The following is a 13,653-nucleotide window of genomic DNA, read 5'->3' as shown; positions in this document are numbered from 1 at the left end:
AATCAACTAAAGCAAATATTTAGCCGTGATGTAGAGCTAATCATAAACCCAGAACGTTTACTTAACATCCGTTAATAAACTACGAGCGTGGTCACGGGTAACTTCAGTGATGGTCACACCACCAGACATGCGTGCCAGCTCATCAACTTGCGCACTATCGGTCAATATCAATAGCTCACTCTCAGTCTGCTCTTGATGATGCTTTTGTACCAAGATATGCTGATGCGCTTGCGCCGCTACTTGTGCTTGGTGGGTAATGGCTAATAGTTGCTGCGTACGGCCAAGCTCACGTAGTAACTCGCCGACGACTTGCGCTGTGCCACCACTGATACCGACATCGACTTCATCAAATACTAGCATTGGCTTGGCAGCGTTATTGTCCGCATTGGTTGCTTGCAATACTTGCATGACCAGTGCCATCCGCGACAGCTCGCCACCTGACGCAATCTTGTGCAGTGGCTGCATCGGCATACCGACGTTAGCACTGAATAACAGATCAATATCAAAACAACCTTGAGCACTATATTGGCTAGGATCTACTTTTTTGGTAAAGACGAATTCACAGCGGGCATTGGGTAGGGCCAGTGGTTGTAATTGTTTGATCAATTGCTTGCTGACAACTAGTGCAGCTTTAGTGCGTTCTTTATTTAACTGAGTAGCTAGTGTTAGATATTCTTGCCAAGCCTGTTCAATTTGTGCCGCCATTGCATCGCTACTTGGCTCGTTTTCTAATTGTTCTAATTGTGTTTCCCAGCCTTTTGCTTCCTCGATTAAATCACTCGCTGGCAAGCTATGCTTTCGTGATAAACGATGTCCTAAGCTGATAAGACTGTCTAGTGTTTGCAAGCGCTCAGGATCAGGCAGCTGTTGCTCTGCATAATCTGATAATAAGCCAGTTACTTCAGTGATTTGCTGCTGTGCTAAATGCAGCTGTTCAGACGCTTGCTCAAAGGTTTGGCTAACACTCATTTGGTTGTCACAGAGCTTAATAGCTTGCCCTAGTAGGGTCATGACATCTGGCTCATCCGTATCATTATCGAGCAGATGTAAGCCATGGCTGGCCTCTTGCATCAGTGCTTCTATATTAGACAGCTCTTCATGCTCTGCTTCGACTTCTGCATAATCGACGGCTAATAATGGGGCAATATCTGCTAATTGGCTTTGTAAAAGTTGGATACGATCTTGACGCTGGGCTTCACGACTGGCGATATCATCAGCACGGCGTTTGAGCTGCTGATAGGTTTGATAGCTACTGGCTGTTTGTAAAGCTAGAGGTGTGATTTGCGCCATCTCGTCCAACCATTTCACCACAAATTGCGGTTTAAGCAATGCTTGCTGAGCATGTTGGCTATGGATATTGACCAGTAATGTACCGAGACTTTTTAGCTCAGCCAAACTGACTGGTACACCATTTAACCATGCCTTTGAGCGCCCAGTATTGCTTAATTGCCGACGAATTAATACTTCAGGCTCTTCTAGCGCTCTATCATTTTTAGCGAACCAGTCAGCAATGACATGGTTGTCTTCTACATCAAACTGCGCATAAATATCTGCATGTGCAGCACCATGTCTGACCATGGCACTGTCTGCACGCTCACCCGCACACAGTGATAACGCATCAAGTAAGAGCGATTTGCCAGCTCCCGTTTCGCCAGTGATGACATTGAAGCCTTCAGCCACACTCAGCTCATGCTGAGCGATCAACGCAAACTGATGTAAAGTTAATGATACTAGCATCAACGCCTCTCATGATAGACAATGAGCTTCACTTATAAAACAGTAAAGCCATATCTAAAATAGGATTAATAAGAAAGTGAAATCGTTCAGGTACTAACACTAGGGCGTGTCTTCATTTTAAAAATGGTGATAAAAGTAAGATAAATTGCCGTCAAACAAGAAAAATAGTGCAGATAATATTGGGATATTAACTAGCTATTTGACGTGGTTTGGCAAGATTTAGCCATTTTTAGCCCATTTAGATGAATATCGAGTGAATTGAAGACATGCCCTAGCTAGATAACAATAATTAGCAAATATTATGGTGTTAAACGGGGTCAAATACAAATCTTAATAGTAATGAATAAAATAAATTGAAGAAAAAATATTATTAAAAAATTTGCAAAAGCTAATGGTTCGTCGTTGTCATTTACTGCTTAATATTAGCTATAAATTGAATAAGTTAATCAAATTCCAGTGATATATTAGCATTAAATATTCAGCTGCAAAGACATTCTAGAATGTGCATTAGATAAAATTTTCCTAACCGCTTTAACAAACTTTATAGATATAATGTGGTAGCATAATCTAACATAATGATAAACTCTTACTGGCTAGCTTTCATGTCTCATGTTACATGACAACGAGTCACAATACTTTCAAATTAAGCAGGTATAGTACTAAAGGTAAGAAACTCAGCTATGAGGATATATCGTCTTTGTAAAGCCTGCGCCCACAGCTAGAGCACAGGTTCTAGAACAATAGAAAACACAAATTAGAATCTATATTTTCTAAAATATACACTTTCACGGTACTCTACCCAGTTACTTATTTTTTAGTTTTGCAATAATTATTTGATAAGGAAGCCACTATGACAGCGGCGCAATTTACTAATGTAACAGTCAATGCTCAAGCAACGATATCTTATGATGGTCGTTGTTCTAGTCACACTATTATGTTCGAAGATGGTCGACATAAGACATTGGGCGTTATTCTGCCTTGTGATAACTTGGTTGAGCACTATCACTTTAGCACCAATACCTCTGAGCGTATCGAAATCATCGGCGGTGAGTGTGAAGTCAAAACAAATGGTGAAGAAGAGTTCAGTTACTATCGTGCAGGTCAGTCATTCGTGGTTGAAGGCAACAGTGGTTTTAACTTACGTACCGAAGAAATCGTACAGTATGTTTGTCACCTAGAAGGCTAATTTGATTGGCAGGTTTTGATCGAAACCTGCTGGTCAAAATCATAGTTTAGTGGCTTACCATTTATCATGCCAAGCACTTCTCATTCAAAAGAAATAAACAATACTGAATTGGCATTGTTTATTTCTTTTTCAATTGTCACACCCCTTTATTCACAGTGACTTGCTACAATTATTTCTCTATTCTTTTTCTGTTTTATCGCATTAGGCGTTGACCACCTTACAAACAATCACTTCATAACTAGTAGGCCTACTATGGCAAAACCTATTTACTTCTATGGTATTCATGCAATTGATGCCTTACTCGAACATCGTCCTCTTGATGGGCTTAGCTTGTTTGTGCAGCAAGGCCGCGAGACTGATAGCCATGTACAAGCGATCATGGCACAGGCAAGCGCAAATGGCATAAGCATCCAGCCAACGCAAAAAGACAATCTCACGCAATTATGTGGTAGCCCGCAACATCAAGGCGTCGTGCTAAATGCTCGTCCACTAGGCTTCGCTAACGAAGGTTTGCTCGATACTATCGTTGGGCGTGACCAGTGTTTGCTATTAGTCTTAGACCAAATTACCGATGCGCATAATTTTGGCGCTTGCTTGCGTACTGCTGTGGCGATGGGCGTGGATGCTGTGGTGTGTCCAAAGCATCATGCGGCAAGCCTAACACCAACGGTTGCTAAAGTATCCGTTGGCGCAGCGGAGATGATGCCGATCATCAGTGTTACCAATCTGGCTCGTACGCTATCACAAATAAAAAGTGCAGGTGTCTTTGTCTTTGGGACTGCGCTCAACGCGGATGCCAAGCCGATACATGCTGCTGACTTAACAGGTAAGACAGCTATTATCATGGGTTCAGAAGGGGAAGGCATGCGTCGCCTGACTATGGAGAGCTGCGATGAGCTGGTTTATATTCCGATGTCAGGGAATGAGTATGGCAACCTACAGAGTTTAAATGTGAGCGTTGCCACTGGTATGGCGTTATACGAAGTTAATCGGCAGCGAACTTTAGCTGCTGGGCCAGTATAAGATATTCTTGATGTAGTGGTTCTAATTTTGAGTATAGATCTGCAAGATTACTTTCATTTAGCACCACATCATCAGCATGGCGATTGCGCTCTTCGCGGCTTAGTTGATTGAGCATAATGGCTTTAATCTTTTGCACGCTTTGCTCGTCACGCTGACTGGCACGTGCAAGCTGCGTGTCTTCAGTGGCATCCATTACTAGAATACGTTGGCATAGATTCGCCAGTCCTGCTTCTGCAGCTTCGATGAGCAGTGGTGCTGACAACACTATATAAGGTGTGGTACTAGCCGCTAACTGAGCTTTTGCTGTCTCGCGTATCGCAGGATGAGTGATTGCTTCTAGTTCAATTAATGCATCAGGATGTGTGAATACGTGCGTTCTTACGGCCGCTCGATCCATTGATCCATCACCATTCAATACCCAATCACCAAATTTCTTCTGGATTTTTCGCAAGGTCGAACTGTCTTTAGCAACGATTTCATGGGCAATGACATCGGCATCAATAATATCAATACCTTGCTCAGCGAACCAAGCACTAGCAGCAGACTTCCCACTGCCGATACCACCTGTCAAACCGACTACTAGTGTCTTACTTTTAGTTTGCAGGCTTTGCGATTGATGCGAGTAGGGTGAAGAATTGATTGTGTATTTTGACATAATGATGACTTATCTGATTGGTATGATAATAGTAGCAGTTGCCAATTGAAAAATATAGCTTTCAAGTAGGACATTTAAAGGCTGATAGTTTGCTGTCCTAACCTGTTTTTTTTGTCACACACTATTAAGGATACATACCGAGATACCAACTGACAATCTCTGAGCCATATAACAAAGCAACGATACCTGCAATAGCGATGTAAGGACCAAAGGCGAACGGTTTACTCTCACCTTGTTTTTTCATTAGGATAATCCCAACAATTGACCCTAGCAACGAAGATAGTAAAATAATCAACGGTAACATCATCGGACCGAGCCAAGCCCCTAATACTGCTAAAAGCTTGAAGTCTCCTTGTCCCATACCATGTTTTTTAGTGATAAGAAAAAATATCTTAACCACTACCCATAATGATAAAAAGCCAAGCAATAAACCCCAAATTGACTGAGTTGGTGAGACAAACCAGCCTTGTGAGTTCACGGCCAATCCTAAACCTGCTAAAGGAAAAGTTAAGCGATCTGGTAGTAACTGAGTATCAAAATCGATGCCTGTTAAGGCAATAAGCGTCCATACTAACAGTAACGCTGACAATCCAGAGGCACTGACCCCAAACTTATAAATCACTAACACTGACAGTAGCGCAGTGACCAACTCAACGATAGGATAACGCAGACCGATAGAAGCCTTGCAGTCTGAGCAATGTCCGCGTAGTACCAACCAGCTAATCAAGGGTATGTTTTCATACCACTTAATTTTATGACTACAATGAGGGCAGCGTGAGGCAGGCAGGCTCAAAGTAATAGGTTGGTCAGCGGCTGCAATATTTTTTAGAGGTAGAGTATGTTCATGTGGCAAGTCTACTTGCTCAGACATAAACTGGCTGCACTCTTGTCGCCACCCATAAAGCATCATTAGTGGTATACGATGAATCACCACATTCAAAAAGCTGCCAACACAAAGACCTAATAGACCAAATACGACTAAAGCCATAGCCATATTATCTTGCAGTAGCTGTATAAATTGCATGAAATAGCAGTCCTTTAATTCGCTTTTAACCTACCACTGCACCTAATTGGAAGATAGGCAAATACATTGCAATTACCAAGCCACCAATCAATATCCCTAATACAGACATGATTAGGGGCTCCATTAAACTGGTTAATCCATCAACTGCATTATCAACTTCGTTTTCGTAATAGACGGCCACTTTGTCGAGCATTTCCTCTAAGCTTCCAGATTCTTCACCGATACCGACCATTTGAATAGCTAAACTTGGAAAAAGATTAGTTGAGCGTATCGAAAATTGTAATTGTTGACCAGTGGATACGTCATTTTTAATTTGTTGAGTCGCATTGTAGAATACAACGTTATTGGTGGCACCAGCAGTAGAGTCTAGAGCATCAATAAGCGGGACACCGGCGGCAAAGGTAGTAGACAAGGTACGTGAAAAACGCGCAATAATTGCCTGATAAGCGATATTGCCAAATATTGGTGCCTTAAGTACTGCGCGGTCTAAAAAATCTCGAAATTTCTTAGAGCGTTTTTTGGCTTCTGAGAAACTAATGATTGTGCCACCAATCATGATGATTAAAGCGAACCACCATGCTTGCATCCACTCAGACATGGCAACCACCATTTGTGTAAATGCAGGCAACTCTGCACCAAAAGATTCAAACAATCCAGAAAATACGGGTACTACTTTAACTAGCAAGATAACAGTAACAATAATAGCAACCACAATAACTGCAATCGGATATTTCATGGCTTTTTTGATTTTAGCCTTGAGTAATTCACTTTTCTCCTTGTAGGTCGCAACCCGTTCAAGCATGGTTTCAAGGGAACCTGACTGTTCACCAGAGTCGATAAGAGAGCAAAAAAGATCATCAAAATAGCGCGGATGGTTACGCAGTGCAGACGCAAAAGTACTACCCGCCTCGATATCAGATTTTATTTGTAGTACCAAGTCTTTCATACTAGGGTTATCAAGTGAGTCAGCGACAATCTCAAAAGATTGTGTCAGTGGTACACCTGCTTTCATCATCGTTGCTAACTGCCGTGCAAAAATAGCAATATCAATAGCTTTAATAGACTTTTTGAAGGTATAAAGAGGCTTAGGCTTCTTCTTAATGCCTTTAACAGAGATGCCCTGCTTACGCAAAGTTGCTTTCGCAAGCTCTAAACTACGACTAGTCGTTTCACCTTTTACTTTCTGTCCGCGTCGGTTCACCCCGTCATAGACAAAGTCTAACAGCATGTCGGTCTTCGCTTTTGCCATGATACTACCCTCAAATATTGTCTAATATAGATATTGCAAAGATGTATAACGATGCCTGACTCACTAAGTAAGAGTGGCATACTTTATTTTAACGCAAAAAACCAGTATATATCTGTTTTATATTTAAGTATATCTGGTAGGTAATATTGCTAGTTTCTAAAAGTCTGAGCTAATGAAGCAAAGACTCATAATAAATAAAGTATTTATGTGCTAAAGATAGCTACTCCGAGGTCACGCGCATCATCTCTTGGATACTGGTTACGCCTTGTAGTACTTTCAAAATACCAGAGCGGCGTAAGTCTCGAAAACCATTTTTAAGAGCCGCATCTTTAATGTCTATCGCATTACCATCTTCCATGATAATTCGTGAAATATCTGGGCTAACTTTCATGACCTCATAAACACCCACACGGCCTTTATAACCTTCACGACATTCATTACAGCCAACTGGCTCATAAATGATGCTATCCGGATTGTCTAAATCTGTATCAGTAAAACCGAGCTCGAGCAGGCTCTGCCGCGGAATATTGATAGGTTTTTTACAGTTTTTACATAAGCGGCGTGCCAATCGCTGGGCAATAACTAAATTGACTGACGTCGCGATATTAAATGAAGCCACACCCATGTTACGCAAACGAGTCAATGTCTCCGGCGCTGAATTAGTATGCAAAGTCGAGAGTACCATGTGGCCCGTTTGAGCTGCTTTAATTGCAATCTCAGCCGTTTCAAGGTCACGAATCTCACCAACCATTACAATATCGGGATCTTGACGTAGAAAAGATTTAAGTGCATTGGCAAAGGTTAAGCCTACTTTAGAATTAACGTTGACCTGATTGATACCTTCTAGATTAATCTCGACTGGATCTTCGGCGGTAGAAATATTTGTCGCCCCAGTATTTAAAATATTAATACCTGTATAGAGTGAGACCGTTTTACCAGAGCCAGTTGGCCCCGTAATAAGTAACATACCTTGTGGTTTATTAAGCGCTTCCAAAAACATCTCTTTTTGGTCGGGTTCATAGCCCAAAGCCTCAATACCAAGCATGGCAGATGAAGGATCTAAAATACGTAAGACGATTTTTTCGCCAAATAAGGTTGGCAAAGAGTTTACTCGAAAATCAATGGCCTTGTTTTTAGACAGTTTTAGTTTAATACGTCCGTCTTGCGGCACACGTCGCTCTGAGATGTCCATTTGCGACATTACTTTTAAGCGTGCTGCAATTTTACCTGCCAGCTGTACAGGAGGGTTAGCCATGCTTTGCATCACACCATCGACACGAAATCGCACACGATATGTCTTCTCATACGGCTCAAAATGTAAATCGGAGGCACCCATCCGAATCGCGTCAACCAGCATCTTATTGACAAACTTTACAACAGGCGCTTCATCCACACTATCAGTAAGCTTGGTTTCTCCTTCACTCTCGTCATCTTCACCATCGTCAAATCCAACGTTCAAATCACTGTCATTGAAGCTATCGAAATTTTGCATGGTATCAGCGTAAAGACTTTCAATACGCTTCTTTAGCTTATCTTCTTCAACGACAATGGTTTCAATAGACAGCCGCGAATTAAAAGCAATGGCATCGATAGCATCAACGCGAGTGGGATCACTCAACGCGACAAATAATCGTTGACCTCGTTTAAATAGTGGCAGCGCATTAAATTTGCGAACGATTTTTTCGTCTACTAAATCTTTTGGAACGACATCATTGTTTAAGGCATCAAGGTCGAAGAGAGGGTCGCCAAATGCTTGTGATAGCATCTTAGCAAGATGATAAGCATCGGCGAGTTTGTGATCTACTAAATAAGATACGAGTCCTATTTGTTGCTGTTGCGACTCAGACTGTGCAGTTTTCATGTTTGCTTCGCTAACAATACCTTCGCTGATTAGCTGATGCGCTAAACCACCATACTTATTAGATGTGATAGACATTACGACCTCTCCTTGATACCAAGTATTCTGTGTATTTAGCTGAAATTTAGATACTATTTATAGTCTTTGACAGACACATTTTATCAGTCATCATTGCCCCTTGGACTGTTGCTAATGAAAATTGATGAAAAGGTGCTTTTGTAAGAGGTTCAACAGACAGTTGTCTTTAATAGTATATGTCACCATTGGCTTAATACATCAGATGACTAATCATAGTTTTTTATATGTAGATGCAATAGTATAGAACTTTACTTTAGTTTAAAAACTTTATATAGAGTATTAAGCGACTAGCCCGTAAAAAAAATCACTTATAATAGTGTCATTTTAGCACTTGTTTTAAATAGCCTGTTTCTTTGCGGATAGCAGGATACTATAGCACTTGTGAATTATTTGTTATACTGGCGCGCATATTAGCCGAATTGGCAGGAATACATGAGACAGGGTAGATGAGTATGAAAGCTTGGGTAATAGGTAATTGGAAACAGAATCCAGCCGCGAGTCAAGACGTCAATACGTTGTTAGAGAACTTATTGACAGTAATAGATAGTGGAGCAGAGGCTGGTACTGAGCTTTCAAATAGTCATTGCAACTTAATGGTGGCACCAAGCTGTATTCACTTAGCAGCTGTCAGTACTCGTTTAAAAGGTACGCCTATATTGTGTGCTGCACAAAACATTAGTGCTCATAGTGCGAGTACAGGTGCATATACAGGCGATTGCTCTGCACAGCAAGTGGCTGACACGGGTGCAATGTGGACATTACTTGGTCATTCTGAGCGCCGTCAGTATCATCAAGAGTCTAATGAGTGCTTATTGCAAAAAATGACTCACGCATTAACGCAAGACTTAGGTGTGGTACTTTGTATCGGTGAAACCCAAACGCAATATGATGCAAATCAAACACTAGAAGTAATCGATGGCCAATTATCCGTCATCAAAGACTTATTGGTTCAGCAACCAGATATAGCTGCTTCATTATCTGATCGTCTGATCATTGCTTACGAGCCTGTATGGGCAATTGGTACAGGTAAAGTACCGACCGTGATGGAGGTCAGTAAAACACATCAGCATATAAAGCAGACAGTTGCAGGTTTTGCGGAGGAGTTAAATGAAATGACTGTCTTATATGGCGGTAGTGTCAATGCCGATAATGCAGATAGCTTCGCTGCCGACTCTATGATCAATGGTGCATTGGTTGGCGGCGCTTCATTAAAAGCAGAGAGTTTTCTGGCGATTGCCAATGCATTTAGTCGTGCTAACACTTAGGCCTTAATATAGCCTTTATATATAAAGCTCACTATCTGTATGTAAAGTGTGTTTATCAGTTGGCAAAAGTAGGTTTAACAGTGCCCTTGCAATCGTGTACAATGCGCCTTATTTATATAATCGATTTGGCGTGATTATACGTCCTACTAAACTTAAGATTTATTTTCCGTTATCAGTCGTCATTATGCGGCAAAAGAGGCCACCATGTTTACGTTTATATTAGCCCTGCACATTATTGTGGCGATTGCCATGATCGGCTTGATTTTGATACAGCATGGTAAAGGGGCAGACGCTGGAGCTTCTTTTGGTGCTGGCTCGTCAGGTACCGTATTTGGTGCAGCGGGCACTGCCAACTTTTTGACGCGCGCTACCGCGGTGTTGACGGTGATATTTTTTATCACTAGTATGACGCTTGCTGTTCATGCACGTAAGCAAGCTGAAGATCAGTTTCGTCTAGATGCGCCCGTTTCAGTACCACAAACACCGCGTCCTTTGACTCAAGATCCTCAGTAAGTATCTTTTAAACATGCAGCCCTTGCTATTTTGATGCGTTAGATTTACAATGCGTTTCTGTTTTCAGAAGTACCACTCTATGGATGCCTACCTTAAGCATCTTTTATAGTAGACTGGATATGATGGAACAGAGTAGTAAAATGCGATTGTGGTGGAATGGTAGACACGCCATCTTGAGGGGGTGGTGGCGCAAGCTGTGGGGGTTCAAGTCCCCCCAATCGCACCAAGTTTTATTACGCAGCACAGCGTAAGGTTATGTTTTATAGTCATCAATTGTTTTATTTGAAATTAGTTTAAAATAAACGTTGACACTTCTATCAAACCTACCTATAATGTGCGTTCTAGATTGATGCGGGGTGGAGCAGTCTGGTAGCTCGTCGGGCTCATAACCCGAAGGTCGTTGGTTCAAATCCAGCCCCCGCTACCACTTTTTATACTGATGTTTTGTACACTAAATTTGTCAGTAGCGATTAGCCCACCATTATGCTTGTGGGTTTTTTTGTATCTGGCTGTCAGCATTATCGCGGTCTTTATCCTACTTATGTTAAGCTCTAGCTCTATAGAGTACGATAACATCTACTGTAGCTTGTCGTGACTCACCGTTATTAGAGTGATGCTCCTTAAGCACACTATCTTTATACTCCTCACTCTTTTATCGATAGTATTGCTTTATGAATAATAAAAGCATTGTCTGGCTGAGCTTGATGTTTTTTATGCTCATCCCTATATAAAGGCATAGCGCATAAACAATATGCTAGTGATTTAAAACAATATTATGACCGTGTCTCCTACTATATAAGTGCATACTACTAATAAGTAAGAGATGAATGAAAAATTCAATACGGTTTACTAAGTATGATAGATACGCGAATAGGAAAAGATAAATAGATTATGAAGCTTTCGACCAAAGTTACAGAACTGACCAACATCATTGCCCCTGCCGTCGCTGCTTGCGATGTGGCACTCTGGGGTATCGAGTTTGCACCACAAGGTAACCGTTCATTGTTGCGTATTTATATTGAGGCATTGCCAGAAGAGCAAGCCCAAGATAAACAAGTAACAATTGAAAACTGTGCTGCAGTGAATCATCAGGTAAGCGGTATTCTTGAGGTTCATGACCCGATTGCCGGTGAGTTTATCTTAGAAGTCTCTTCACCAGGTTTTGATCGCGCATTCTTCTCAGATGAGCAGATGCATGGTTATGTTGGTCAAACCGTCAGCTTGCGTTTGATACAAGCGATTGGTGAAGGTGATCAAAAGCGTCGTAAAGCGACAGGTACTTTAGACAGTATCGACGCAACCTCGCTAAAATTGACATCAAGTGATGGTCAGCAGTTTGAGATTGCACTGAGTAATATAGACAAAGCTAATTTGATTTACGAAGACGCTTAATCAGCTAGAGTGTTCATCTTATGAATGTATCTAGTTTAATCTAATGAGCAGCTTATTATAAATCAAGATTTGAATCTCCAAATAGCCTTATAGCTAATGGTGAAAATATAATATCAGTACATAAATTATAAAATTTAAGTCAATTAAAAAATGATAGGACAGGTATAGCATGAGTCGTGAAATCTTAACGGTAGTAGAAACTGTCAGTAATGAAAAGGGCTTAAATCCTGAAGATATCTTTGAAGCGATTGAAGACGCTTTAGTGGTATCTACCAAGAAAAAAGTATACACCGAACAGCCAGAAGTGGAGGTACGGGTTGCCATCGATCGTGCAACGGGCGATTATGATACTTATCGTTATTGGACAGTGGTTGCAGATGAAGACCATGAAATGCCTGCATGTCAGCTAGCCATTACCGATCTTGATCAAGAAGAATGGTCAATCGGTGATATAAAAGAAGAGCAGATTGAATCGATTGAATTCGGTCGTATCGCTGCCACGCAAGCCAAACAGGTCATTATTCAAAAAATCCGTGAAGCTGAGCGCGCGCTAGTCGCTGACGCTTTTGAGCCTCGTATTGGTGAAATGATGTATGGCGAAGTCAAAAAACAGACTCGCGATGGCTATATCATCGATTTGGGCGACAATGCCGAAGGTTACTTGTCACGCGACCAGATGTTGCCACGTGAGCAGCTACGTGCCAAGTCACGTATCAACGCTATTTTATATCATGTAAACCGTGAAAACCGCGGTGCACAGTTATTACTTTCTCGTACTCATCCTGAAATGCTTTCAGCATTGATGCAAAAAGAAGTACCTGAGATTGCTGAACAAATTATTGAAATTCGCAACGTCGCGCGTTTGCCAGGTACTCGTGCTAAAATAGCAGTGAAGACCAATGATCATCGTATCGACCCTGTAGGTGCTTGTATCGGTATGCGTGGTACGCGTATCCAAGCAGTACAGCAAGAGCTTGATGGTGAGCGTATTGATGTGGTGGTTTGGTCAGATGATCCTGCCCAATTTATCATTAGCTCTTTAGAGCCTGCTGACGTTAGCAGCATTATTTTAGATGAAGATACTCAGACTGCTGATATTATCTTTAGCACCAACGATCAGTTAGCACGTGCTATTGGCTCACAAGGCCAAAACGTACGTTTGGCATCTGAATTGACGGGCTATAAGCTTAATATGATGCTAGAAGAAGAGTATCAGCAACGTCAACAAAACGAATCTAAAGCGTTTATCGAATTATTCTATGAACGCCTAGAAGTGGATAAAGACTTAGCCCAAGCGCTTGTCGATATCGGCTTTACCAGTATTGAAGAAGTGGCTTACGTACCAGTTGAAACCTTTTATGATATCGAAGGTCTAGACGATGACGCGATTGAGATGATTCAAGAGCGTGCTAAAGAAGTGGTCATTGCTGATGAACTGGTCAAACAACAGAACATGAAAGAGCCAAGTCAAGAGCTACAAGAGCTTGAAGGTATGACAGTTAGTTGGGCTTATAAAATGGCACAACAAGACATCATTACCGTTGATGATTTGGCAGAACAAGCAGTCTTCGATCTCGAAGATATCGAAGGTTTAGACTCTGAAACCGCAGGAAAACTCATCATGAAAGCTCGGGAATCTTGGTTCAATGAATAAGCGGTAACTGCATATCGCT

General features: G+C 41.5%; 11 protein-coding genes and 2 tRNA genes. 8 read left to right on the top strand and 5 right to left on the bottom strand.

The features are described 5' to 3' along the window. Positions 1-57: 57 nt before the first annotated feature. Positions 58-1,737: a DNA repair protein RecN gene (recN, locus tag JMW61_RS03925; protein WP_201549688.1), complete on the bottom strand. Its 1,680-nt coding sequence runs from the start codon at positions 1,735-1,737 to the stop codon at positions 58-60. A gap of 850 nt (positions 1,738-2,587) precedes the next feature. On the opposite strand from recN, the gene ppnP reads away from it, so the two are divergent. Then, positions 2,588-2,923: a pyrimidine/purine nucleoside phosphorylase gene (gene ppnP, locus JMW61_RS03920; RefSeq protein WP_110922080.1), complete on the top strand. Its 336-nt coding sequence runs from the start codon at positions 2,588-2,590 to the stop codon at positions 2,921-2,923. Positions 2,924-3,175: 252 nt separating this feature from the next. Further along, positions 3,176-3,946, top strand: coding sequence for a 23S rRNA (guanosine(2251)-2'-O)-methyltransferase RlmB (gene rlmB / locus JMW61_RS03915; protein ID WP_194196215.1), 771 nt, complete (start codon positions 3,176-3,178; stop codon positions 3,944-3,946). On the opposite strand, the gene coaE is transcribed toward rlmB, so the two are convergent. The 4 genes from coaE to pilB form a co-directional block, all read right to left on the bottom strand. After that, positions 3,909-4,601, bottom strand: a complete 693-nt coding sequence (gene coaE, locus JMW61_RS03910; RefSeq protein WP_201549687.1) for a dephospho-CoA kinase — start codon at positions 4,599-4,601, stop codon at positions 3,909-3,911. The two genes, rlmB and coaE, sit on opposite strands and share 38 nt — an antisense overlap. Positions 4,602-4,725: 124 nt before the next feature. Continuing rightward, entirely contained in the window at positions 4,726-5,625 is a 900-nt protein-coding gene (locus JMW61_RS03905; RefSeq protein WP_201549686.1) for a prepilin peptidase, read from the bottom strand. A gap of 25 nt (positions 5,626-5,650) precedes the next feature. Then, positions 5,651-6,874, bottom strand: coding sequence for a type II secretion system F family protein (locus tag JMW61_RS03900; protein ID WP_201549685.1), 1,224 nt, complete (start codon positions 6,872-6,874; stop codon positions 5,651-5,653). A 220-nt stretch (positions 6,875-7,094) separates the two neighbouring features. Continuing rightward, complete coding sequence (pilB, locus tag JMW61_RS03895) at positions 7,095-8,810, bottom strand: type IV-A pilus assembly ATPase PilB (protein ID WP_201549684.1); 1,716 nt, start codon at positions 8,808-8,810, stop codon at positions 7,095-7,097. Between the two features lie 452 nt (positions 8,811-9,262). Between pilB and tpiA the strand changes: the two genes are divergently transcribed. The 6 genes from tpiA to nusA all read left to right on the top strand — a co-directional run bounded on the left by tpiA (position 9,263) and on the right by nusA (position 13,634). Further along, positions 9,263-10,075, top strand: a complete 813-nt coding sequence (tpiA, locus tag JMW61_RS03890; RefSeq protein ID WP_201549683.1) for a triose-phosphate isomerase — start codon at positions 9,263-9,265, stop codon at positions 10,073-10,075. A 204-nt stretch (positions 10,076-10,279) separates the two neighbouring features. After that, positions 10,280-10,588, top strand: a complete 309-nt coding sequence (gene secG, locus JMW61_RS03885; protein WP_110922073.1) for a preprotein translocase subunit SecG — start codon at positions 10,280-10,282, stop codon at positions 10,586-10,588. A 142-nt stretch (positions 10,589-10,730) separates the two neighbouring features. Further along, positions 10,731-10,814 (top strand) — tRNA-Leu (locus JMW61_RS03880). 124 nt (positions 10,815-10,938) lie between these two features. Beyond that, positions 10,939-11,015, top strand: a tRNA-Met gene (locus JMW61_RS03875). Positions 11,016-11,479: 464 nt separating this feature from the next. Beyond that, positions 11,480-11,980 (top strand): ribosome maturation factor RimP, encoded by a 501-nt coding sequence (rimP, locus tag JMW61_RS03870; protein WP_110922072.1) that lies wholly within the window; start codon positions 11,480-11,482, stop codon positions 11,978-11,980. Positions 11,981-12,149: 169 nt separating this feature from the next. Next, the gene (gene nusA, locus JMW61_RS03865; protein WP_110922071.1) at positions 12,150-13,634 is read left to right on the top strand and encodes a transcription termination factor NusA; all 1,485 of its coding nucleotides are present in this window, start codon (positions 12,150-12,152) and stop codon (positions 13,632-13,634) included. Positions 13,635-13,653: the final 19 nt, after the last annotated feature.

It is taken from the genome of Psychrobacter fjordensis (assembly GCF_904845995.1).
Lineage (GTDB): Bacteria > Pseudomonadota > Gammaproteobacteria > Pseudomonadales > Moraxellaceae > Psychrobacter > Psychrobacter fjordensis.
Note: the sequence above shows the minus strand (reverse complement) of the source record. Positions and strands in the feature narration are given on the sequence as shown.